Below are 23,583 nucleotides of genomic sequence, written 5' to 3'. Positions count from 1 at the left end.
CGCGGCGTGGGACATGGGCTAGATTGATGGGACCATGACGTCCCCTTCTCCGCAGAGCTGTACGCTGGCCGATCTGCTGGAGCAGCGCCGTGAGACGATCATCGAGCGCTGGACCGAGCGCATGCGGGCCGGCAACCTGGTCGACGACCGGCTCAGCACGCCGACCCTGCGCAACTCCCTGCCGGAGTTCCTCGACCAGGTGGCGGCCGCGCTGCGCCGTCAGCCGCAGGCAGCGCCGTGCGGCGAGGTCGCGCGCGAGCACGGGCGCCAGCGCTACCGCGTCGGCTTCGACCTGCGCACCGTGGTGATCGAGTACGACATGCTCCGCGAGGTCCTGTTCGACACCATCGAGGAGTCGGGCCGCCCGCTGCAGATCGCCGAGATACGGGCGCTGTGCGCCGTGTTCGCCGGCGGCATCGCCGAGGCGGTCGACCAGTTCTCGCGCGACCGCGACAGCGACATGCAAGCCGGTGCGGCCGAGCGCGAGCGGGCGAGCGAGTTCGAGCGGCAGCTGATCGCCATCGTCTCGCACGACCTGCGCAGCCCGCTGGCGGCGATCCTGATCGCGGCCGAGGCCGTGGCGCGGCGCGGCGCGCCCGACGACAAGACTGCGCGGCTGCTGTTGCGGATCCAGACCGGCGCGCACCGGGCCACGCGGCTCATCAACGACCTGCTCGACTACAGCCACGAGCGCAAGTCGGGCCGGATCCCCGTGCGGCCGCAGGACGTGTCGCTGCGGCTGCTCGTGCGCGAGGCGATCGACGAGGCGGCGACCATGTTCCCCGAGCGCATCATCGAGTACGCGTGCGAGGACCCGATCCTGGCCCGCGTCGATCCGGACCGGATCGCCCAGGTGCTGTCGAACCTGCTGACCAACGCGCTCAAGTACAGCCCGACGAGCACCGTGGTGCGGGTGACGACGCGGGTGAGCGCCGAGGCCGAAGCGGTGACGATCGAGGTGCACAACTGGGGCCCGCCGATCCCGCCCGAGCGGCGCGGCTCGCTCTTCGAGCCGTTCCAGGGCGACCCGTCGCTGCGCGCGCGCGCCTCGCTGGGGCTCGGGCTCCACATCTCGCGCCAGATCGTGCTCGCCCACGGCGGCACCATCGACGTCTGCTCGAACGCGGAGGACGGCACCACCTTCACCTGCACGCTGCCGCGGCAGCCGCACGCGGTGCCGATCCCGGTGACCGCGTAGCGCCGGCGGCGGGCGGCTCGGGTATCCTGGCCGGCATGTCGAGCGCAGTCGCGTCGCCCAGCGAGCCCGAGCCGTCCCCGTCGTGGCTGAAGCCGCGGCCGCCGATCGTCAGCGGCGAGGACTACGTCGCCAGCCTGCGCGGTCGCGGCCTGCGGGTGTTCTTGCTCGGCGAGCGCGTGGCCGAGCCGGTCGACCACCCGATCTTGCGCCCGTCGATCAACGCGGTCGCGCGCACCTACGACCTCGCGCTCGAGCGGCCCGAGCTGGCGACCGCGGTGGTGGGCGAGACCGGCCAGCGGGTCAACCGCTTCCTCCACGTCACCGAGTCGGCGGCCGATGTGGTGCAGCAGAACAAGATGCAGCGGCGGCTCGGCCAGCTGACCGGGACCTGCTTCCAGCGCTGCGTCGGCATGGACGCGATCAACGCGCTGTTCACCACGACCTGGCTCATCGACCAGGCGCGCCAGACGCCCTACCACGGCCGCCTGCGCGCGTTCGTGCGGGCGATGCAGCGCCAGAACCTGGTGGTCGGCGGGGCGATGACCGACGTGAAGGGCGACCGCGGCAAGGCGCCGCACGAGCAGAGTGACCCCGACATGTTCGTGCGGGTGGTCCGGCGCGAGCCGGGCGGGGTGGTGATCCGCGGGGCCAAGGCGCACCAGACCGGCTGCATCAACTCGCACTGGATCGTGGTGATGCCGACGATGCGGCTCGGGCCGCGCGACCGCGACCACGCGATCGTGTGCGCGGTGCCGGTCGACCACCCGGGCCTGACCTTCGTGGTCGGGCGGCAGTCGTGCGACACGCGGGCGCTCGAGGGCGGCGCGATCGACGTCGGCAACGCCCGCTACGGCGGCCAGGAGGCGCTCATCATCCTCGACGACGTGTTCGTGCCCGACGAGCTGATCTTCATGGACGGCGAGTTCGAGTTCGCGGCCGACCTGGTCGAGCGGTTCACGGCGTATCACCGCCGCAGCTACGTGTGCAAGGCGGGCGTCGGCGACGTGCTGATCGGCGCGGCGGCGCTGATCGCCGACTACAACGGGGTGCCGCAGGTCTCGCACGTGCGCGACAAGCTGGTCGAGATGGCCCACCTCAACGAGACGATCTACGGCGCCGGGATCGCGGCCTCGCACGAGTCGAACGCCACGCCGGCGGGCAACTGGCAGAACGACCCGATGCTCGCCAACGTGTGCAAGCACAACGTGACTCGCTTCCCCTACGAGATGGCCCGCCTGGCCCAGGACCTCGCCGGCGGGCTGCTGGCGACCCTGCCGTCGGAGCACGACTTCGCCGACCCCGAGGTCGGGCCGCTCCTCAAAAAATATCTGCGCGGGCGCGACGGCGTGTCGGTCGAGGCGCGGGCGCGGGCGCTGCGGCTGATCGAGAACCTGACTCTGGGCCGCAACGCCGTCGGCTACCTGACCGAGTCGATGCACGGCGCCGGCTCGCCGCAGGCGCAGCGGATCCAGATCGCCCGGCAGATGCAGGTCGAGGACAAGAAGGCGCTGGCCCGCGCGCTCGCGGGCATCACCGACGAGGTCGAGGGCGGCGATCGGGACATGTCGTAAAGGGCATGCTCGATTCGGCATGTCGCCAGGACATGCTCGACAGGGCATGTCTCTCGGATCAGACGAAGGCCGCCTCTTTCCAGCGACTCAGCCCGGCTTGACGCCCGGCTGCGACGCTTGCAGCGACCACTCGAAGTTGTCGAGCAGCACCAGCGAGTCGTACCAGGGGTCGCCGGTGTCCCACAGGACGAACCGGATCTCCATCGTCTCGCCCGGCTTGACGTTGCCGGACATCTTGAGCCAGCCGGTGCCGCCGCCGACCTGGTTGTTGGTGCCGCAGAAGCCGGGGTCGTCCTTGAAGTGCGGCAGGGGGTTCAGGGTGTGGAAGCCGGTGCCGGCGAGCTCGTCTTTGTCGGTGCAGCTGTCGTAGGTGCCGACCGGCGGGGCTGCACAGCTGATCTGGCCGTTCTTGCACTGCGTGAACAGGCCGGGCGCGCCCTTGAGGATGTTGACCCCGAGTGGGAACAGCTGGTCCATCTGGTTCTTGTAGATGGCGACGTTCTTGTCGGCCGGGTTGCCGGCGCCCTTGCCGTCGACCAGCGTCAGGAAGAAGTCGTTGTACGGGCCGCACACCCACTCGGGGTACTCGCTCGAGAAGAAGTACACGTTGGCGCTGAACGACTGCGCGTTGGTGGGCACGCGGATCCGCAGCTTCAGCTGGATCGTGTCCTGGCCGGTCGCGCCGCCGCCGGGCTCGGGGCAGCCGGGCGCGTTGGGGAAGTTGTTGCCGTTGGCGGCCAGCCAGTCGGCGGGCACGGCCGCGGGCGTGGCCAGCTCGGTGCCGCCCTGGAAGGGGGAGAAGGCCGGCTTCTTGTCGTGGGCGTCGGCGGCGGCGCCGGTCGACAGGACTGCCAGGCGGTGGTTCTTCTGCGGGACGATGACGCTGCCGAAGCCGGAGCGGATCGATCGCGCCGCGGTGGCCGGGTCGCCGGCGCCGTCGGAGCGGGTGAAGGCGCCGGAGATCACGCCCCAGGTGCGCTCGGCGAGCGGCGGTGATTCGGTCGTGAACTGGCACAGGTCCATCGCCTTGGCGTAGGCCAGGGGGTCGCTCGCGTCGCTGGCGAGGCCGTCGTCGCAGGCCGGCAGGACGTTGTCGGCCCCGCCGTCGCAGTCGTCGTCGACGGCGTTGCCCATGACCTCGAAGGCGCCAGGGTTGACGAGGTCGGGGTTGCTGCAGTCGGGCCCGAGCTCGTCGCAGCAGTCGCCGCCGCACACGGTCCAGCCGTCGCCGTCGGCGTCGGGGTTCTCGTCGACCTCGCCGTCGCAGTCGTCGTCGAGGGCGTTGTCGCAGACGTCGGCGAGCGCCGGCAGGACCTCGCCCTCGCACGGGCCGAAGCCGGTGCCGTCCGGGTTGCAGGTGCGCTGGCCGGGCTTGCAGGCGCCGACGCCGGCGGTGTTCGGCGGGCCGCCGTAGCAGTCCTCGACCGCGTTGGGGGTGCACTGGCAACTGCCTGATTTCTCGCAGCCGTTGGCGGGGTCGCCGTCGCAGTCCTGCCAGCCGTCGTCGCAGGCGCCGAGGCCACACTGTCCCATCGAGCAGGTCGCGGCGGCGTGGAACGGGAGCGGGCACGGATCGCAGCCGCCGCAGTGGGCCGGGTCGGCGAGCGGGTCGACGCAGGCCTCGGCGCAGCAGGCGAGGCCGCCGGTGCACGCCTGGGTGTCGCTGCAGCCGGCCACGCAGGCGCCGTCCTGGCACACGCTGCCGGGGGCGCAGCCGGCGTCGGCGGTGCAGCCCTTGCAGGTGTGGTCGGCCAGGTCGCAGGTGCTCGGCGCGGTGCAGTCGCCGTCGTCGTCACAGCCAGTCTGGCACGCGCCGCCGAAGCAATACTGTCCTTCGGGACAGTCGGGTATGCAGCCGCCCACCGTCGGCGCGGCCGGCATCGAGGTCGCGTCGTCGGTGTCGATGCCGCCGTCGGTCGTGGTCGGCCCGGGCGACGGCGCGGCGGTCTCGACGGTGGTGACCCCGGTGAAGCCGGGCGTCGTGGCGACGTCGGTCGCGGTGGTGGCGGGGCGGTCGTCGTTGCAGGCGGACGACGACAGGGCGGCGAGGGCGGCAGCGATAGAGGCAAGGCCCGGAGGACGACGAGAACGCATGTCCGGCAAGATGGGACCCTTGCCCGCAGGCGCGGCGGGAAGGGCCTCCTGACCGGCGAATTCGCGGCAAGAAGCAAGAGGGCCGCGCGACGGTGCGCGCGGCCCTCGAGCTGCGGGTCGACCGCCGCGCGGCGTCGCTCAGCCGGCGTCGCAGTAGTACTCGACGTCGGCCGCGCCGGCGATCTTGAGATCGGCGCAGGCGGTGCCGCACAGCTCGAGCGCCGTGTACGGCATCGGCTCGATGTAGCGCCAGCCGCTCTCGTTGGCGCAGTCGGCGATCATCGGGATCTCGGTGTTGCCGAGCTTGACGATCGTCTTGTCGGGGAACGCCGGCGGCGACTCGAGCGGGATGATGCAGCTCTGCGCGTCCTGGACGATGGCGTTGAGCGCGTCGCTGAGCTCGATCGCGTTCTTGGCGCTGTAGAACTTCTCGTCGCCCGCCTTGGCCGTGCCGCCGAGGGTGGCCAGCTCGTTGAGCTTCTCGTACGGGTTGATGGTGTTGGGGTTGCCGTCCTGGATGTTCGGGTTCGGCGCGTTGTCGATGGCGATGCCGATGACGTAGGTCGGGATGCTGTCGACCGTGAACGCGTCGCCGACGATCGGGGCCAGGTTGGCGTCGTAGACCTCGAACAGCTCGGTGAGGTTGGGGGCCGTGGTGCTGCAGTTGGCGGCGCCGTCGGTGACGAGCATGACGATGCGCGGCACGGCCGGGTCGAGCGACTTGAGGTGGTCGAGCGCGGCGGTCATGCCGAGCGCGGTCGGGGTGCCGCCGGCGATCGTCATGTTGCTCTGGGCCGGCAGGACCGGGATGATAGCGTCCTTGTTGAGCTCGGCGACCGGCACCTCGACGGTGTCGTTGACGAGGCAGGCCGTCATCTTGTACTCGCCGAGCGCGTTCTTCGACGGGAACAGGTTCATGCCGAAGTTGAACTTGTCGTTGAAGTCGGTCAGCACCTGGTTGACGACCCCGTAGAGGCTGTACCAGCGGGTCACGTCGGGCGTGGCGGGGTCGGCGTCGGCGTCCCACTTCTGCAGCATCGAGCCCGACTTGTCGAGCACGAGCATGGTGTTCGGCTTGACCGGCTGGACGGTGACCGAGATCTCCTGACAGGGCGTGTCGCCGGTGGTGCCCATCGTCGTCAGGGTCGTCGAGGTCTGCGGCTCGGTGGTCGGACCCGCGGTGGTGTCGACCGGCTCGGTGGTGCTGGTCGGGCCGGTGGTCTCGGTGGTGGTCGGCGTCGTGGTCGACTCGGTGGCGGTGCCGGTGCCGTCGGTGGTCGTCGGCGCGGTCGTGTCGGTCTCGGTGCCGGTGGTGGTGCTCGTCGTCGTCGTCAGCGGCGGCAACGTCGTCGTCATCATGGTGCCGGTCGCGCCCTGCGTGTCATTGCCGTTGTCGCCGCAGCCGCTCACGAGCCCGAAGGAAGCCAAAAACAGAACACCCGAAAAACGTCGCATCACACCACTCTCCCGCGCGAAAACGGAGGTTAAGGTCGACGGCGACTATAACTCAGGGCGACTGTCCGTGTCCGTCTGTTTTTGCGACGTCGTCGTCGGCGCTCGACGCGGGAGACGGGCCGCTTTTGTCGACAGAGGTGTGATCGTGGACGATGCTCCAGCCGCGAGCGTCGCGCCGGAACACCAACGTGAAGACACCCGCGCCGGCAGCTTCGGTCTGCGTCAGGCGCCAGCGACCGAGGACCACCGCGGCGTCACGGCTGAGCCCGCGAACGTCGACGATCTCGAACTCGAGGTGGCCCATCGTCTCGGCCCCGCGCGCGCCATAGCGCTCGAGATAGCGGGCCCGCGCCGCCGCGTAGCCGCGCCGGATCGCGCCGCCCGAGGTGAACACCAGCGCCTCCGACAGCTCGTAGGCGCGCAAGAAACCCTCGAGGTCGCCGTGGTTCCAGGCCGCGGCCTGCTCGCGGAGCACGCCCTCGACCGCGCGGCGATCCTTGCCGGTGAAGCTGCACCCGCCCATGAACAGGCAGAACAGGCAGAACAGGCAGAGCAGGCCGAGCAGGAGGACGAGCCGCGGGGCGAGGCGACAGGCCCGCGAGGCCGCGGCCCGCCCCGGCTCGCGAGGCCGACTCACGGGCCCGCCGGGACCGCCTCGAAATGCCCCTGGACCGGCCTGAGCGGCGTCAGGGCGCGAGATGTGCTCCGCGTCACACCTTCGGGCGCCCGGCGCGGTCAAAAAACCTGGATAAGTTGCCCAGAGCAGAGCCCGAGTATAGCTCAGGGCGGTCCGCCGATGCCCGAATCTCTCCCGCAACGGATCTTTTCCCGCATCGCAACCTTGAGCCTGAGCCGTCCGCGGCTGGTGCTGACGGTCGCTGGGTTGTTGGTGGTCGCCTCGGCGGTGACGCTGCCGCAGCTGCGGGTGTCGACGTCGCGCTACGGGCTGGTGTCGGACGACAACCCCGACCAGGCGCGGATGCTGCGGTTCTTCGAGCGCTTCGGCAACCCGGACGCGCCGGTGGTGGTGGTCTCGGGCGAGCGCCCGGAGGACAGTCGCGCGGTCGTCGACCGGCTGATCGCTGGCTTCGAAGCGGTGCCGGAGCTGCGCGGCCGCGTGCTCGGCCGCGTCGGTCCGAGCGAGGTCGCCGAGGTGCTGCTCCTACAGCGTCCCGAGATCCTGTCTCAAGTGACAGGTAACCTGCCACCCGACGTGGCGCTCGCGCCGCTGGTCGAGGGCGGTCTGCCGGCGTGGTTCGGGGCGATCGAGGGTCAGCTGCAGGCCGGGCTCGACGGCGAGGCCGCGCCGCAAGATCCCGCGCGCGCGGCCGAGGGCCTCAAGCAGCTCGGCGGGATGGCGAGCACCTTCGACCGCTACATCGCCGGCGAAGATCTCATGCGCGCGGCGATGCAGGCCCAGGCCGGCGAGGCGCCGGCGCGCGGCCGCGACGAGGCCGGCTACATCCAGACGGTCGACGGCAAGTACCACGTCGTCAGCGTGTTCCCCGAGTTCTCCGGCAACGAGGTCAGCGACTTCGCGCCGCTGATCAAGCAGATCCACGAGATCCGCGACGAGGCGCTCGCGGCCGGCCCGCCCGGCGTCCGCGCGGAGATCACCGGCCTGCCGGAGCTCGCCAGCGAGGAGCAGAAGCTCGTCAGCCGCGGCCTGTTCCAGTCGAGCTTGTGGTCGGGCCTGGCGATCCTGGTGCTGTGCCTGGTGATGCTGCGCTCGCTGCGGCAGACGGTGCTGAGCCTGGTGCCGCTGCTGGCAGGGCTCGCGCTCACGCTCGGCGCGGTCTACTGGATCTACGGCTACCTCAACCTGATCACCTCGAGCTTCGTGTCGACGCTGCTCGGGCTCGGCATCGACTTCGGCGTGCACATGATGCACCGCTTCAACGAGCAGCGGCGCGCCGGCTCGTCGGTGGCGGCGGCGATCCGCGAGGCGTTGATGCACACCGGTCCGCCGATCCTGGTCGGCGCGCTGGTGACGGTGCTGGCGTTCCTCACCACGCTGGGCTCCGACTTCACCGCTTACGCCGAGCTCGGGGTCATCACCGCGGTGGGCCTGCTGTTCGTGGTGCTGGCGACGCTGTTCGTGCTGCCGTCGCTGGTGATCCTGGCCGGCAAGACGGGGCTCGCGGCGGTCAAGAAGGAGCCGCCGATGGTCCACTTGCTGGGCGGCTTCGTCGCGCGCACGCGGGTGTTCATCGTCGTGCTGGCGGTGCTGGCCGCCGTGGGCGGCGGCTGGGGGCTGTCGCGGATCGCCTTCAACGGCCGCTACTTCGACTTCCTGCCGCGCAACAGCGAGGGCGTGCACGCGCTCGAGGCGCTCGAGGGCGACCCGCTGATGAGCCCGGTCTACGCCAACGTGGCCGCCGACGACGTCGAGTCGGCGCGGGCCAAGGCCGACGCGCTGCGGGCCCTGCCCGAGGTCGCGGGGGTGCAGACGGCCACCGACCTGCTGCCGCCGCTCGACCCGCAGCGGCTGGCGCAGCTCAAGGCGATCGAGAAGCTCGGGCCGCTGCCCGACTTCGCCAAGCTGGCCGCGCGCAAGACCACGCCGGAGGAGCTGCTGCCGAAGATCAAGGCGATCGTCGACGCGCTCGACGAGGTCCGGTTCGCGCTGCAGCAGGGCGGTCAGCCGACCGAGGCCGTCGACCAGGCGCAGGCCAGCTTCCGCGCGCTGCGCGAGCGGCTCGAGAAGGCCGGTCCGGCCGAGCGCGAGCGGCTGGCCGCTGCCGAGCCGCAGGTGGCCGACCTGCTCGGCCGCGCCTGGACCACCGCCAAGAACGTGGCCGACCGCGGCAGCTACGCCCCGAGCGACCTGCCGCAGCTGTTCCGCACCCGCTTCGTCGCCCGCGACGGCGGCGGCCTGGCGATGTTCGTGGTCCCTGCGGTGTCGCCGTGGGACTCGGCGTCGGCGGAGCACTTCCGCCAGGCAGTCACATCGATCTCGCCGGACGCCTCGGGCCTGGCGATCAACATCGAGCTGCACTCGTCGATGATCGTGGCCGGCTTCCGTCGCGCCGCGCTGTGGGCGGCGCTGCTGATCCTCGTGGTCGTCACCCTCGACCTCCGCTCGCTCCGCGACGGCGCGCTCGCGCTGATCCCCACGGTGCTCGGGTGGCTGTGGATGCTCGGCCTGATGGCCGCCGTCGGCCGCACGTTCGACGTCGCCAACATCGTGTCGCTGCCGCTCGTCATCGGCATCGGCACCGCGTTCGGCGTCCACCTCATGCACCGTTGCCAGGAGAGCGAGCAGCACAACAGCCACGCCCGCCTCGACGACCTGATCCGCGGCACCGGCAGCGCGGTGGTGCTGTCGGCGCTCACGACCATCGCCAGCTTCGCGTCGTTGACCCTCAGCGACTACGGCGGCATGAAGAGCTTCGGCTCCGTCATGGTCATGGGCATCGCCAGCTGCCTGGTCGCCAGCCTGCTGGTGCTGCCGGCGCTGCTGCTGATGCTCGGCCGGGTCCGCGCCCACTGAGCGCCGGGCCGGCGCGTCGATAGGTCTCAGGGACATGTTCCCTGAGACATGTCCAATCGGCCCGGTGCCGGGCCGCGGCGGCCGCTCAGAGGTGGCGGGTCTCGGCCGGCGGCGCTTGCCAGTTGTTGTTGGCGCCGTCGGCGTACATCACCGGCGCGTCGGCCAGGGCGGTCCAGTCGACGTCGTCGAGGCAGGCGAGGTTGACCGTGACGAAGTCGCCGCCGAGCACGTCGAGGTGGCCGCGGCCGAACGGGCGCACGCCGCAGCGGCGGCAGAACAGGTGGTGCATGCTCTGCGAGCCGAACTGGTAGTCCGACAGCGCCCCCTCGCCCTTGAGCAGGCGGAAGGCCTCGGGCTTGACGATGGCGCCCCAGGCGCGGGTCTTGGTGCACATCGAGCAGTTGCACTTGCCGCTGCCGGCGGCGACGTCGATGTCGGCCTCGAACTGCACGTCCTGGCAGTGACAGCTCCCCTTGTACGTTTTCGCGCTCATGCGCCTGCGATACCTCCGGGGCGCTGCGGCTGTCAATCGCGCAGCCGGGAGGCGCACGCGACCGATGGAGGTCCGGGCGACCGGCCTCGCCGCGGCGGAACGGCGAACGGCCGGCTCTGACGAGCGCACGAGCTCGTGGCGTCACGAGCTTCTGGCGGAAGAGACATGTCCTCGAGGACATGTCGTGTCGATCGCGGATGCGAGATCTGGCCCACGCCGGGTGAGGTGTGGGGACCCGGGTCGGCCCCACGTGAGGTCGCCAGGCCGGGCGAGCTCGGGGGAGCTCCGACGGCTCGCGTAAAGCCCGTTCGGTGCGCATGCATGGACTCTTGCCCCAGCGCCAGCGGCCTCGTCCGTGGCCCGTCCGCCGCGCGAGAGTGGGCACGGGCCCCGGAGTTCACTATGCTTCGCGGGTGCCGATCCATGTACATGGCGGGTCCGTCCTGCTCGCCCGGCTGGCCGAGGCCGGCGTCCCGGGCGAGCGTCTCGAGTGGTCGGAGGTGCTGTGCGGGGGTCCCGTCCCGGCCGAGGTCGACGACGCGGCGTTTTGCCAGATCCGCGCCGACTGGTTGGCCGAGCACACCGGCGACCCGGCCGCGGCGCCGCAGATCGCCGTCCGCCTGCGCGCGCAGGACGAGGCGCTGGCGGCCGCGGCGACGCGGGACGAGCTGGTCTTGTGGGCAGGTAACGAGTGGTTCTGCCAGGCGATCGCGCTGGCCCTGATCGCGCGGCTCGGTCCGGCCGGGGCCCGGCTGTCGTGGGCCACGGCCGAGGACGCTCCGGACCGCCCGGGCTGCAGCGTCAGCGAGCTCGGCGAGGCGGGCCTGCGGCAGGCGTTCGCCGCCCGCGAGCCGGTGGACCCGGCGACGATCGGGCTGGCGGTGCGAGCCTGGGACGCCTACCGCGCGCCGACGCCGATGCGGCTGCAGGCGCTGGTCGACGACCCGGCGGCGTTCGTCGCCTGGCCGGCGCTGCGCGACGCGCTGGCGCTGCACCTGGCTGAATGGCCAGGTCGTGAGGACGGCCTGGCCCGCACCGAGCGGCAGCTGCTGGCCGCCCTGGCCGAGGGCCCCGCCGACCTGGGCGCGCTGCTGAGGGCCTGCGGCCGCGCCGAGGCCCGCCCGTGGCTGACGGACCTGCTGGTGCTGGTGCGCCTGCGTCGGCTGGCCGAAGGCGAGGCCCCGCTGGTGCGCCTGAGCGGCGCCTCCCCGGCCGAGATGACCGCCGAGATCACCGAGGCAGGTCAGGCGGTGCACGCCGGCCGCACGCGCTGGCTCACCCCGGCGCGCTGGCTCGGCGGGGCCTTGCTCGACGCCGCGACCCCGTGGTGCTGGGACGGCGAGCGCGGCCGGGTGGTCCAGTGGGCATGAGCTGAAGGACATGTCCTGTGGGACATGTGAATGGGGCCGTCACACCGGCTCGACGGCGTCCCTCGCGGTCGAAACGGAGGGGCAGGTTCCCAGGACATGACCTTTGAGAAACGTCGCCGAGGTGCAGGTCACGTCGACCCGGCCCCCTGGCGCGCTGGGGCCACTCGTGGCCGCCGGGACGGGGGAGCCGCCGGACATGACCCATGGGCCATGTTGCTGAGACTCGCGCCTCGGAGCCCGAGTGGTCGCGCTCCCCTCGCGGAGGCCGCGAGGCGGAGCGTCGGGACATGGCCTCGCAGACATGCCCGTTCGGACATGCCCGTTCGACCATGCAAGCCCGCTAGAACGAAGAGCCCGGCTGCATCAGGAACTCGCACTCCTCGGCGGTGCTCTCGCGCCCGAGGACCGCGTTGCGGTGGGGGAAGCGGCCGAAGCGGGCGATGACGTCGCGGTGGCGGACGGCGTAGTCGAGCCACATGGGGGTCTCGTCGAGGGCGCGCATCAGCTCGACGCAGCGCTCCTGGTCGGCGAGCTCCTCGCTGTGCTCGAGCGGCAGGTAGAGGAACAGCCGCTCCTCCTGGGTGAGGTCGTGCTCGTGGCCGGCGTCGAGCGCGGCGTTGGCGACCTCGCGGGCCTTGGCATCGGACGCGAAGGCCTCGGGCGTGCCGCGGAACATGTTGCGCGGGAACTGATCGAGCAGGATGACGAGGGCCAGCGCGCCCCGCGACGTCGCGCCCCAGCCGTCGAGGGCGCCGCTGGCAGCGCGGGCGTGCAGCTCGCCGAAGGTGCTGCGGATCTCGCGGTCGAGCTCGTCGGAGCGGACGAACCACTTCGGCCGGACCCGCGGCGAGAACCAGAAGTCGAGGACGGCGTCAGGAGTGCTCATACGCTGGTGAATTTGTGCGGGGACCGAGCGACGGGCAATGCCCGGCGGGGCTCGCGGCGACAAGAATTTTTACCAGGCAGCGACCCCAGCCGTTCGGCGGCCGCGAAGATCCGGGGCCTCCGGAGCCGCGGGGCCCCAGCGGCCCGCGCTCGTCCTGGGGGCCGCGGGCGACGGGCAGGAATTCCTCGTCAGCCGGCGAACAACAGCGCGACGCCGGCGACCGCGACCACGGCCCCGAGCAACCCGCGCAAGCCGACCCGCTCGCCCTCGAGCCGCGCCGCCAGCGGGATGATGAAGATCGGCGAGGTGCTGAGCAGGCTGGCGGCGACCCCGGCCGAGGTCCGCTGCAGCGCGAACAGGGCCAGCGAGACGCCGAGGAAGGGGCCGAGCAGGGCGCCGACGGTGGCGTAGCCGAGCGCGCCGCGGTCGCCCAGGGCGGCCCGCAGCCGCGGCCCCGCCGAGGCCGCCAGCACCAGGGCGACGAAGCACGCCAGACCGACGAGCATCCGGATCTGCGCGCCCGCCAGCGGCTCGTAGCCGACCATCCCGCGCTTGCTCAGCACCAGCCCCACGGCCTGCCCGAGCGCGCCCCCCAGGCCGAGCAAGATCCCCCGCAACCTCGGGGCGGCCGGCCCCGGGGTCGCGGCGGCAGGTGTCCTTTCAGACAGGACCCAAGCGACACCCGCGAGGGTGATCGCCATGCCGAGCAACGACAGCGGCGTGAGTCGCTGGCCGAGCACGGCGAAGTCGACCACCGCGGTCAGCGGCGGCGCGAGCGCCATGATCAGCAGCGTGAGCCGCGGACCGATTTCGATGAAGGCCCGGAACTGACACAGGTCGCCGAGGAAGTAGCCGACGAAGCCCGACAGCCCCAGCCACCACCACTGCTCCGCGGTCGCGTCGGTCGGCAAGGCCCGCCCGCGCAGCGCGAGGCCGGCGATCACCGCGAACAGCAGCGCCAGCGCCAGCCGGATGACGTTGAGCGGGAGGCTGCCGATCCGCCGCCCCGCGCGGGTGAAGGCGAGCGAGCCGAGCGCCCAGCACACGGCCGTGCCGAGCGCCGCGAGCTCGCCGAGGTGGTCCGTCACCGCGGCGAGTCTACGCGAGCAGGTGTCGTCGGCGAAGCCGGGCTGGCAGGCGCGTCGCGGCCGAGAGTCGCGAGCGCGTCGGTCGAGCGCGCCGCGGCTCGCACGGGCGACCTCCTCGTTTTCGCGGATCGAGCTCCGCGATGGTGTGCTGCGCGACGCCGATCGCCCTCGCGCCAGGTCGACGGAGCACGACCGCGGTGGTCAGGCCAGCCCGCGCTGCTGGCGGGCCCACGTCTCGAAGCTCATGAGGGAGAGGCCGAAGGAGCGGGCAATTTCGGGGCGTGCCAGCACCGGGGCCACGTTCATGTACATCAGGCCCCCCGCCACGGCGGGGTGCAGGCCGGCTGCGACGGCCTCCTCGACCGTGCCCGACTGCACCACGTAGTCCTTGCCGTCGAGGCGCGCCAGGATCTCGACGATCTGGGGCAGCGTGAGCAGGTCGCCCGCGAGTTGCAGCGTGACCCCGGCGAACCTGGCCGGGTCGAGGATGGCCGCCGCGGACGCCTTGCCGACATCCTCCGGGGCGATAAGCCCCATGGGCAGGTCGGGCCGGAACACGGTGACCAGCCGGCGCCCTTCGGCGAACCCGGCGGGGTCGAGCATGACGTGGTCCATGAAGGTGGCGGGCAGGATGATGGTCCAGTGCTCGAAGCCTGCGTGGCGCACGAGCTCGCAGGTGGCGAACTTGTTCTCCCAGTACTCCTCGCGCTCCTTCCAGCGACCCTCGGCCCAGCCCTCGACGTTGCGGTGGTCGCCGACGCCTGAGGTCGCGGTGTGCACGAACGTCTCCACGCCCTCGGCGAGCGCGGCCTCGACGAGGTTCTTCCCCTGCTGGCGCTCCTTGCTGAAGTCGACGCCGGTCGCGGAGAGGATCGGCGACTGCATCGAGAACACCGCGCGAGCCCCGGCGCAGGCCGCGCGTAGCGACGCGGGGTCGTCGAGGTCGCCCACGACCACCTCGGCGCCGGCAGCCGCGAGGGCCCTGGCGCCCGGCGCACCCGGGTTGCGCACCATCACGCGCACCGAGGTACTGCCTTCGGCCAGCAGCGCCCGGGCGGTGGCGCCGCCCTGGCGCCCCGTGGCCGCAGTGACGAGAACGGGCTTGTTGCTGCTCATGCTATGCTCCTTTTCACAAGTGGGGTTGCCCACCGTTTATGCCTCGCAAGCAAAATATGGGGGCCAACCCCGTTTGTCGAGGACTTAATCGAGGAGAAAAACGCCCATGGAGCGCGTGAAAAAGCTGCGAGCCGACGGGCAACGCAACCGGGAGCGGATCGTCGCGGCCGCCGCGGAGCTGGTCGGCAGGGATGGCGCGCAGGCGTCGCTCGAGGAGGTCGCGCAGCGGGCGGGGGTCGGCTCGGCGACGCTGCACCGGCACTTCGCGTCGCGGCAAGCGCTGCTCGAGGCGGTCTTCCGGGCCGGCGTCGCGCAGCTGTGCGAGCGGGCAGCAGCGCTGCCGGGCGCGGACCCCAGCGCCGAGCTGGCCGCCTGGCTCGAAGAAGTGACGGTGTACGCCGCCACCCATCGCGGGCTCGCCACTGCGCTGCTGGCCGGCCCCGATGGTCTCTCGCCCGAAGAGGTCTGCTGCACCGACATGCTGCTCGGCGTGCTCGACGTCCTGGTGGCGCGGGCGTCGTCCGTGGGCGCGCTTCAAGCCGGCGCCACGACGAAGGACCTGATGGTCCTGGCGAACGCGGTGGCCGTCGCCACCGAGAACGATCCGGCCGGCGCGAGCCGGTTGCTGCGCCTCGCGCTCGCCGGGATCCGGCCTCCAGTCAAGACCGAGGCGCAGACCTGTGACTCGTCGAAGACCGGCTCGCAGGCGTAGCCACGAGCGCATCGGTCGAGCGCGTCGCGGCTCGTACGGACGATGAGGGCCTGCTCGCTCGGCGCGGAGCGAGCTCCGCGATGCAAGCAGTGTCCGGCTCGGCGAGTCGCGGTGCGCGAGCCATGGCGCTGCGGAGTTGCCTGTACACTTCGAGGATGACGAGCCTGCCGGCCGCCCGCGAACCGGGTCACGAGGGCGCATGATGGAGGACGGCACGAACGCAGCGCCGCCGTGGCGCCGACGAGGTCGGGGGCGACTGCACCGCGAGCTCGGCCGTCACCATTTCTCGGTCGACCTCACGCTCGAGGCGGGGCCCGCCGAGCGCCACACCTTCGAGGTCGACCTCGAGGAGGCAGCCGGCGGCTGGGATGCGACGTACGCCGCGACCATCGACGCGGCGGTCCGCTTCGCGGAGGAAAAGGCGCGGTCTCGCCTTCATCGCACAGACTTGGACCCGCTCCACGTATGCGTGAAAAAACTGGTAGTGACGCGCTTCGCCACGACGGCGCCGCTGGTGTTCTACGCGACGCTGCTGGCCCTCGAAGAGGCGCTGGAGATCGAGATCCCCGACGTCAAGCTCGACTGGCGGACGCTGGAACTGCGGCTGAAATTCAGCAACGGCAAACAGGCGGGGTCATAGCGACGAGAAATTTTGACTTCTCATGAGGGGGCAAGTCAAAAAGAGCTTGTCCGAGCGGGCAGCTCTGTTCTGCGCAAATGTTTAAAGATGATGACAGTCTTGCTTGAGCCCGAGCAGGCGAGGGCTTCTCCAGGAAAAGGCGGCGAGACCGCGGCCGCGGATCCTTCACGCAGGGCCGCATCGGCGGCCGTTGCTGGCACAACGACAGATCGAGCAATTTCGTTGGGGTGCGCAAGGAAATAGAGTTGGTCGATGGGAATCGCTCGTTCGGCACGCAACGATATAGACGCGAGCGGTGCTGCGAGAGCGCGCCAACCGAGTAGCATCCTCGCTGCGAGGCCCGTTCGCGCCAGGGCGGGTCGCGCCTCGGCGGCCTTGCGTGCCGGCGGGCGCGGCGCTGCCTCGCGCGGCGAGCACTCGCGGCCCGCGAGCACAGGCGACGCGCGAGCACAGGCGACGCGCGAGCAATCGCGGCCCGCGAGCGCAGGCGACGCGGTTCATTGACGACGTCGACGGCGACTGGCGGACGCTGGAGTTCAGCAGCAGCGAGCAGGCCCAGTTCAGCAGCGGACCTGGCGTGCGAAACTGAGAGCGAGCAATGCCCTCAGGGCAAGTCGAAATGATCTGCTTCGCGCGGGCGGTTCTGGCATGCGCAATCTTTTGAAGGCGATGACAGTCTTGTTGGTGCCTGAGTCCAGGACGGCATCTCCGGGAGGAGGGCGGCGAGGCCGACGCCGCTGATCCTTCACGCTGGGCCGCATCGGCGGTCTTTGCTGCGCGAGGGACAGAACGAGCGATCTTCTTCGAATACGCAATGATATAAACGAGGGCGCCATGGAACGCTAGTTCGCGATGCAACGATATAGAAGCGGTCGTTGCTGCGAGAGCGCGCCAACCGGGTAGCGCCCTTGTTCGAGGGCCAGTACGTGCACCCGCGATGTCGCGTCTCGCCCTCGTCGCCGACTTACACGGCGAGCTGCCACACGGCAGCACTCGCGGCGTGGCCTCGTTCGCCAGCGCTCGCGGCTCGGCTTCGTTCAACAGTGCTCGCAGCGAGGGTGTGGCTGGCAGTTCGGGGGTACACCGACGAGCGCGTCGTCGACCTCGACGCCTGGGAGCATGGGCGGGGCGTCCTCGTCAACGTCGTCGACATCAACGTACTCGACGAGCGCGGCGGTAGCAGCGGCGCGCCGCCCTACTTCGAGACGCGGCACCGGTGAACAACGAGAAGATATCCTCATCATCTCCGCGAGCTCGACCGAGTGCCCGAGGAGCAGCGCCTCGACGGTGAGGAGCGTTCGAGCTGCACGTTCCGTGACGGACGTGACGGGCTCGTCGCTCGTATGAGCGTGTTCGACTGCTCGCACTTTCCCGACCCCCGCGACCACGAGGGTACGTTCCGCAGCAAAGCGGCAAGGCGCTGGCCCTCGCTGCGGACAAGGGCGTATCACGCAACCTCATGAGCGGTCGGGGATCCAGCCGCATGCAGCAGCGCGCGGATCGATGGCGCCGATCGGCGCCCCGCGTACGGCCTGACTGCGCCGTCGTGTGAGCTCAACCTGCGAGGCCGGTCTCCCATCTGCGATCGCGGCGCCGGTTTCGCCGAGCGTGTCGAGCACCCAAGTTAGCACTCGCTTGCCGACATGCTTTTCTCTTGCTGCTCGGAGGAGTGCAGGCCGGCCGGGGCTTGGCGAGCGGCGACTCGAGCATGAGGTCCCCCGAAATCGCCGCCAGTCGTGTTTTTCCTTGTTAGTCTGAACATCGAACGGACCGTCGAAGCTTCCGAACGATGTGTCGAGCGTGAGGCGGCCAGCAATCGCTTGCGGATTTATTTTCGCTTGCTAATCAGAACATCGTGCGAGCCGCCGGAGTCTGCCGATCGCCGCGTGGGGCGCCGAAGCGGCCGCAAATCACTCGCAGTCGTATTTTTCGTTGCTACTCAGAACCTTGATCTGAACGTCGCAACTTGCCGAATGCTTCGGCGAGCATGAGAGCGCCAGCAAGTGTTTGCAATCGCCTTTGTCCTTGCTACTCGTTCTCCCTGACCGCCGAGGCCTGCTCGCTCGCTCTCATTTGCGCAAAGCAATTTTATAAAATGGCGCCTGAATTGCGCAGAGTCGCGTCAAACGAGTAGCGCTGGTGGGGGGCGCTCGGTAGGGTTCGCGCGATGTCGCGCATCGCCGGCCTCGTTGCCACGCTCTACTTTGTTGGCTGCCACACCGCCGTGCCCGAGGCCATGCCGTTCGGGAGTGCGAGCAGCGAGGTCGAGACGACGAGCATGACGACCTCGACCTCGTCGAGCACGGCGACGACCACGACCACGACCACGACGACGACCTCGAGCTCCGGTGACGTGCCGACGTCGACGTCGACGAGTGAACCAGTGGTGAGCAGCAGCAGCGGCAGCACCCCGCCGGATTTCGGCGACGTCGCACCGGAAGGCTGCCAGGGGAAGATCGACATCATCTTTGCGATCTCCAGCGAATATCCCATGCACGAGTATCAGTCGCGGCTGCTCACCGCGTTCCCCGAGTTCGCGCAGGCGCTCGAGGAGGAGCTCGGCGCGTTCGACCTGCACATCCTCGTGACGGACTCGTCGCACGCGTGGGGGATGGGCAGCTGCTCGCAATGCAAGGACCCCGACGACTGCGACCCCGACGGGGAGCCGAGCCTCTGCGGCGCGAAGCTGGACGCCTGCGACACGACGATGGGGGCGGGAGAGACCTTCCCCTGCGGGATGGGCTCGTCGGGCCGTCGCTGTCAACTTGCGGAGGGGCGGCGCTACATCACCAACGAAGACGAGGACCTCGTCGGCACCTTGACCTGCCTCGCCCGTGTCGGCTACGGCGTGGCGAGCCCGCAGACCTTCGATGCGATCCTCGCCGCGCTCGATCATCCCCTGATCCCGTCGGGCGTGACCTTCAACGGTCCGGGCGACTGCAACGAAGGGTTCTTGCGCGACGACGCGCTGCTGTTGCTCGTCATCATCCAGAACACTTACGAACACTGGTCGCTGGGCGGACCCTATCAGTGGCGAAAAGCGCTCTACGCCGTGAAGGGCGGCGACGAGGACGCCGTGGTCGCCCTGGCCATCACCACGGACAACGACATCTCGCCCAACCTGTGCTCTCCCGGTGAACCGGCAGGGGCCACCAATCGCATGCGGCTCTTCATGGAAGAGCAGCTCAAGCACGGCACGATGGCGTCGATCTGCGCGCCAGCGTACGGGTCCTTCTTCCAGGAGGTCGCGGCTCAGCTCGCGCCTCTGTGCGATCAGTTCATCCCGCGTTGAGCCACCCCGGTAGCGACCGCTCGTCATGGATGATGGACCCGCAGCCAGGCAGAGGTCTCGCGCTGACCAGCCACTGCGCAGAAACCTCGATGATCGCACGCGGCGGCCAGCAGGCTGGTGGCGACGAACTCCGAATTGAAGAGGAACGGATCGTCGCTGAAGCGGAACCCGAGCACGGCCGCTCCAGTAGGAGTACTGGCGGCAGCGGTGAACTTCCCCTCGAGATCGCATGCGAGCGCCTGGAAACTCGTGCCGGGGAGTAGGTCGACGCGTCGCTTCGTGCTGCCGTCGCCTGCGGCGTCGAGCCACCGCACTGCCGGGTTCTTCAGCCCTGGAGCCTGGACCCATCCGCTCGCCACGAGTTCTTTTCCACAGCCCGTGACGGCGACCAGGGCGTCCTCGACGGCGTCGAGCCCGCTCGATGTCCATGTGTTGACGAGGTCCAGATCGAGGTCGTACTGGGCCGAGAAGGCGCGCGTACGCTTGGTGTCGTTATTGTCGAAGACGTCACGTTCACCGACCACGACGAGCCGGGCCAGCTCGTCGGACCAGGCGATCGCGCGAGGGTGAATGTCGAACATGTTGAACTCATCGTACCAATCGTCGCCCGGCAGCGGAGCAGCCAGCGGCTTGGCCCCGAGGATGGTCCCGTCGCTGTCGAACCCCTCGACGAAGCCGTCGTAATGCGGGTCTTTGGGGTCCTGGCTGACCTGCGTCTCGCCGACCACGAAGAAGCCTTCGGGGCTGGCGGTGATGCCGTTGTAGACCCGGCCTTTGGCCTGGCCGAGCTGTTCCCACTCGAGCGAGCCCTCGGGCGAGAGCACTGCGATGTAGGACAGACGGTCGGGGAAGGTGCCGACGTTGGCGGCGATGGCGGTGCGACCGTCGGCGTCGATCGCCAGGCCGACGGCCTGCGAGGGCCCCGGGAGGGTCTTGTCAGTCCACTGGGAGATCTTCCACGGAGAGCCGAACTGCGGCTTGCACGAGTCGGGATCGAGCCGCCACACCGCGGCCTCGGTTGGCCACCCGAGCGTGCCGGCCAGCACGAGGGCGTCGCCATAGACGACGCCCGCAAACCAGCCGTCGTCGGCTTCTTCCTCGAACACGCACCGAGGGTCTCCCGTCTCGGGCAACTCCACCTTCAGGGTGGCCGTTGCGATGTCCGTCTGGTCCTCGTCGTCCTTGGCGGTCAGCTCGAGCTGGTAGATGCCGTCGGACTTGGCCTTGGAGGTGGCAGTGAAGAACCACTCGAATTTCGCCGGAGCGCCGACCGGGACGTCGACGCCGTTGACCCTCAGCTCCAGCTGGGTGACGTTCTCGCTGAAGGACACGATCGCGTGGGCCGTGCCGGCCTCGTTCAGCATGTCGGGCTCGATCTCGAAATGAAAGATCTCCGGCGGCTGGTTCTCCGGCTCGCCGGTGGTCATGCTCCACGGATCGCCGGAGCCCGGGGTGGCGGGGAGTGGATCGTGGGTGGTCGCCGGCATGCCGCTCGCCGCGCTCGCGTCGACGCCGGTGCTGGTCGCCCAGGACGACGCGCCGCGGCTGTCGCTGTCCTTGGGGAACAGCGCCGTCGCGTGGCCCTCCACGTCCGTGTAGCAAGCGACGGTCACGAGGGAGAGGAGAAGTGTTCTTCGGGACATGTCCTCGGCTCCGCACGCGCCGCGCAAGAAGATGATACCGACGGAGCGGCCGCGCACGAACCACGGCAACTGCCGAGTCCTCGTCGGGACGGCGGGCGCCGACCCGTCAGAGAATCGAAGGCGGCGGCGAAGTTGACGCCCCGCGGCACGAGCTCAGTCGTTGCCTACGCAACGAAATAAATGTTCTGAAACTGTGCGCGAAGTCGCGCAAAACGCGTCGCATGGGCTCCTGGAGGCCAGTAGCCTGGCGCGCGATGTCGCGCGCCTCCCGCTGCGCTGACATGTTTTACATTCTTGGCTGCAACGCTGCGTCGCCCGCCGAGTCGACAGTGTTCAGCAGCGCGGGCGCCAAGGTGACCGCGGATGGGCTGCCGACGGTGACCTCGAGCGCGACGTGGTCGTCGTCGACGACCACCGGCATGCGCGACATGTCGACGGCCGGTGACGCGCCGACTTCGGCGTACGCCGGCGAGGCCGCGCCCGCTGCAGGGCCGGCCTCGTCGACGCGCAGCACGTGTACATGCAGCGAGTGAGGCTGAATCTGCGCCGTCTCGAGTCACTCGGGCAATTCGGGCCGCCTTCTTCGGAAGCGCCGTTCGCTCGCACCGAGCCCAATGGCATAGACCAGGATGATGCCGATGCCCCAGAATGGGCCCGAGGAAAATACGACAAGAGCGCCGAGTGACAGCTCCAGGGCGAGCCGTATCGCTCCTCCGGCGCTCCCAAAATGGTGGCGGAAGAAGGCTTGTTGAAATTCCTCGGTAGCGCAGAAGCCAAGAGGTTGATCGGGGCCAGCCTGAACCAAGGCCACGGACTGGGTAGGTTCGGACTGGGCGGGTAACCGGGGTGGTCGTCGCTGGACAAGGTCGCGCGTGAACCGCTCGATCATGCCAGCGACAGGAAGTAGCAGCAAACTATACACCCATATTTGCCACGCCGAGAAGCTGAACCAGCTGTCCAAGAACATGAGCGAGATGAAAGCCAAGGCCATCGCCCCAAGCCCCAGCGGGGTCCGAATCGCCACGTTCCAGAATTCGCGGGTGGGCCAGAAACCCAGGTACTGGGCGGGGAAGGGCCGCTTCCCGTAGATTGAGAGCTGCATGTGCCCCTCAACTCCTTGTTCTTCCCGTTCTGGGCTTTGTCACACTTGTTCTTCACAAGGCCCCGGCGGCGAGCGCGGTCGCGGCGGCCGCCCTGAGCGGCCCGTGAGACAGCATCGACGGGTGATGGGTGCGGGCCGCGCGATGGCGGCGAGGTTGCCGCCCTCCGTTGGTTCGAGGCCGGTCGTTGCTCAAGCAAGGAAATAAATTTGAGTTGCGCCTAGGGACGCGCAAAGAGGTAGCACGGGCCGTTGGGGGTCGGTAGCGTGGCGCCCGATGTCGCGCATCACCAGTCTTGCCGTCGTTCTCTACCTCGTTGGCTGCAACGCTCTGCCGTTCGCAGAGACGACGGCCTTCGGCAGCGGGGGCGCCGAGGGGACCACGGGCGGGCCGTCGACTGTGTCCACGGACGCGAACACGAGCACGACGACGGCGGCGCCGACGACGACCTCGGCGCGGTCGAGATGTCGACGACCAGCGATGCGTCGACTTCGGGGTCGAGCGAGCCCGTCCTGAGCAGCAGTAGTGGCGGAATCTTGCCTGATTTCGGGGATGTGGCGCCGATCGGCTGCCAGGGCAAGGTGGACATCATCTTTGCGATCTCTGCCGAGTTCACGATGGAATTCGCCCAGCCGCGGCTGCTTGCGGCATTCCCCGAATTTGTGCAGGCACTCGAGGAGGAACTCAGCGGCTTCGATCTGCACGTCCTTGTGACCGATTCGTCGTTTTGGTGGTCGATGGACGATTGCTCCTTGTGCCAGGATGCCGCCGACTGCGATCCGAACGGCATGCCGGACCTGTGCGGAGCGACCATCGACGAATGCGACTTCACGCTGGGCGCTGGCGAGACGTTCAGCAGCGAGATCGGCTCCTCAGGTCGCCGCTGCAAGCTCGCGGGCGGTCATCGCTACATCACCCGCGAGGAGCCCGACCTTCCCGCCGCGTTCGATTGTCTCGCCCGTGTCGGCTGGGGCGGGGCAAGCCCGCTGCCGTTCGACTCGATCCTCGCGGCTCTCGACCACCCTCTAATCGAGACGGGCGTTGTACTGAACGGCCCCGGCGGCTGCAACGAAGGGTTTTTGCGTGACGACGCGCTGCTCCTGGTGGTGGTCATTCAAGACATGTACGACCAACTCTCTCTTGGGGGCCCTTACCAGTGGACCAAAGCGCTATATGCGGTCAAGGGAGGCGACGAGGACGCCGTGTTCGCCCTCGTCATCACGACCGACGTGGACCTCGCGCCGAGCCTCTGTTTTCCCGGGGAGCCTCCGGTGGACGCCAAAAACCGCCTCCGGCTGTTCGGGGAGAATTATCTCAAGCACGGCAAGGTGGAGTCGATCTGCGCGCCGTCCTACGGCAAGTTTTTCAAAGAGACGGCGGCACAGGTAGCTGCGCTGTGCGATCAGTTCATTCCGCAGTAGAGCCGGTGCTT

General features: G+C 69.6%; 20 protein-coding genes. 8 read left to right on the top strand and 12 right to left on the bottom strand.

The window, feature by feature from the left end; translation table 11 throughout:
- The first annotated feature begins 34 nt into the window (after positions 1-34).
- Both OV090_RS15770 and OV090_RS15765 read left to right on the top strand, forming a co-directional pair.
- Positions 35-1,198, top strand: coding sequence for a HAMP domain-containing sensor histidine kinase (locus OV090_RS15770; RefSeq protein ID WP_267704485.1), 1,164 nt, complete (start codon positions 35-37; stop codon positions 1,196-1,198).
- Between the two features lie 35 nt (positions 1,199-1,233).
- The gene (locus tag OV090_RS15765) at positions 1,234-2,769 is read left to right on the top strand and encodes a 4-hydroxyphenylacetate 3-hydroxylase N-terminal domain-containing protein (protein WP_267704484.1); all 1,536 of its coding nucleotides are present in this window, start codon (positions 1,234-1,236) and stop codon (positions 2,767-2,769) included.
- An 87-nt stretch (positions 2,770-2,856) separates the two neighbouring features.
- Here OV090_RS15765 and OV090_RS15760 read toward each other — a convergent pair whose 3' ends face one another.
- The 3 genes from OV090_RS15760 to OV090_RS15750 form a co-directional block, all read right to left on the bottom strand.
- The gene (locus OV090_RS15760; RefSeq protein ID WP_267704483.1) at positions 2,857-4,863 is read right to left on the bottom strand and encodes a choice-of-anchor L domain-containing protein; all 2,007 of its coding nucleotides are present in this window, start codon (positions 4,861-4,863) and stop codon (positions 2,857-2,859) included.
- Between the two features lie 138 nt (positions 4,864-5,001).
- A complete protein-coding gene (locus OV090_RS15755) occupies positions 5,002-6,318 on the bottom strand; it encodes a vWA domain-containing protein (RefSeq protein WP_267704482.1) in 1,317 nt (438 codons plus the stop codon).
- Between the two features lie 52 nt (positions 6,319-6,370).
- On the bottom strand, positions 6,371-6,955 hold the full coding sequence (locus tag OV090_RS15750; RefSeq protein WP_267704481.1) for a DUF4440 domain-containing protein: 585 nt from the start codon (positions 6,953-6,955) through the stop codon (positions 6,371-6,373).
- Positions 6,956-7,159: 204 nt separating this feature from the next.
- On the opposite strand from OV090_RS15750, the gene OV090_RS15745 reads away from it, so the two are divergent.
- A complete protein-coding gene (locus OV090_RS15745; protein WP_267704480.1) occupies positions 7,160-9,811 on the top strand; it encodes an MMPL family transporter in 2,652 nt (883 codons plus the stop codon).
- 85 nt (positions 9,812-9,896) lie between these two features.
- Here the strand turns inward: OV090_RS15745 and OV090_RS15740 are convergent, their stop codons facing one another.
- Positions 9,897-10,304, bottom strand: coding sequence for a GFA family protein (locus tag OV090_RS15740; protein ID WP_267704479.1), 408 nt, complete (start codon positions 10,302-10,304; stop codon positions 9,897-9,899).
- Between the two features lie 413 nt (positions 10,305-10,717).
- Between OV090_RS15740 and OV090_RS15735 the strand changes: the two genes are divergently transcribed.
- Positions 10,718-11,674, top strand: a complete 957-nt coding sequence (locus OV090_RS15735) for a hypothetical protein (RefSeq protein WP_267704478.1) — start codon at positions 10,718-10,720, stop codon at positions 11,672-11,674.
- Between the two features lie 340 nt (positions 11,675-12,014).
- Here OV090_RS15735 and OV090_RS15730 read toward each other — a convergent pair whose 3' ends face one another.
- The 3 genes from OV090_RS15730 to OV090_RS15720 form a co-directional block, all read right to left on the bottom strand.
- The gene (locus tag OV090_RS15730) at positions 12,015-12,560 is read right to left on the bottom strand and encodes a DUF924 family protein (protein ID WP_267704477.1); all 546 of its coding nucleotides are present in this window, start codon (positions 12,558-12,560) and stop codon (positions 12,015-12,017) included.
- Between the two features lie 188 nt (positions 12,561-12,748).
- Positions 12,749-13,648, bottom strand: a complete 900-nt coding sequence (locus OV090_RS15725; protein WP_267704476.1) for a DMT family transporter — start codon at positions 13,646-13,648, stop codon at positions 12,749-12,751.
- A gap of 201 nt (positions 13,649-13,849) precedes the next feature.
- Positions 13,850-14,764, bottom strand: coding sequence for an NmrA family NAD(P)-binding protein (locus tag OV090_RS15720; protein ID WP_267704475.1), 915 nt, complete (start codon positions 14,762-14,764; stop codon positions 13,850-13,852).
- A 106-nt stretch (positions 14,765-14,870) separates the two neighbouring features.
- On the opposite strand from OV090_RS15720, the gene OV090_RS15715 reads away from it, so the two are divergent.
- Entirely contained in the window at positions 14,871-15,476 is a 606-nt protein-coding gene (locus OV090_RS15715; RefSeq protein WP_267704474.1) for a TetR/AcrR family transcriptional regulator, read from the top strand.
- A gap of 199 nt (positions 15,477-15,675) precedes the next feature.
- Positions 15,676-16,116: a hypothetical protein gene (locus OV090_RS15710; protein ID WP_267704473.1), complete on the top strand. Its 441-nt coding sequence runs from the start codon at positions 15,676-15,678 to the stop codon at positions 16,114-16,116.
- 1,037 nt (positions 16,117-17,153) lie between these two features.
- Here OV090_RS15710 and OV090_RS15705 read toward each other — a convergent pair.
- Positions 17,154-17,504 (bottom strand): hypothetical protein, encoded by a 351-nt coding sequence (locus OV090_RS15705; RefSeq protein WP_267704472.1) that lies wholly within the window; start codon positions 17,502-17,504, stop codon positions 17,154-17,156.
- Between the two features lie 811 nt (positions 17,505-18,315).
- On the bottom strand, positions 18,316-18,609 hold the full coding sequence (locus OV090_RS15700; protein ID WP_267704471.1) for a hypothetical protein: 294 nt from the start codon (positions 18,607-18,609) through the stop codon (positions 18,316-18,318).
- Between OV090_RS15700 and OV090_RS15695 the strand changes: the two genes are divergently transcribed.
- Positions 18,608-19,408, top strand: coding sequence for a hypothetical protein (locus OV090_RS15695; protein ID WP_267704470.1), 801 nt, complete (start codon positions 18,608-18,610; stop codon positions 19,406-19,408). The two genes, OV090_RS15700 and OV090_RS15695, sit on opposite strands and share 2 nt — an antisense overlap.
- A 23-nt stretch (positions 19,409-19,431) precedes the next feature.
- Here the strand turns inward: OV090_RS15695 and OV090_RS15690 are convergent, their stop codons facing one another.
- The 3 genes from OV090_RS15690 to OV090_RS15680 all read right to left on the bottom strand — a co-directional run bounded on the left by OV090_RS15690 (position 19,432) and on the right by OV090_RS15680 (position 22,153).
- Complete coding sequence (locus tag OV090_RS15690) at positions 19,432-21,051, bottom strand: hypothetical protein (protein ID WP_267704469.1); 1,620 nt, start codon at positions 21,049-21,051, stop codon at positions 19,432-19,434.
- 286 nt (positions 21,052-21,337) lie between these two features.
- Entirely contained in the window at positions 21,338-21,565 is a 228-nt protein-coding gene (locus tag OV090_RS15685) for a hypothetical protein (protein ID WP_267704468.1), read from the bottom strand.
- A 42-nt stretch (positions 21,566-21,607) separates the two neighbouring features.
- Positions 21,608-22,153 carry a hypothetical protein gene (locus tag OV090_RS15680; protein WP_267704467.1) on the bottom strand — a complete coding sequence of 182 codons (546 nt, stop codon included), beginning with the start codon at positions 22,151-22,153 and terminating at the stop codon, positions 21,608-21,610.
- Between the two features lie 534 nt (positions 22,154-22,687).
- On the opposite strand from OV090_RS15680, the gene OV090_RS15675 reads away from it, so the two are divergent.
- Positions 22,688-23,572, top strand: a complete 885-nt coding sequence (locus OV090_RS15675; protein ID WP_267704466.1) for a hypothetical protein — start codon at positions 22,688-22,690, stop codon at positions 23,570-23,572.
- Positions 23,573-23,583: the final 11 nt, after the last annotated feature.

The organism is Nannocystis sp. RBIL2 (genome assembly GCF_026626745.1).
In the GTDB taxonomy this organism is placed as follows: Bacteria; Myxococcota_A; Polyangia; order Nannocystales; family Nannocystaceae; genus Nannocystis.
This window is presented reverse-complemented; position numbering and strand designations above follow the sequence as displayed.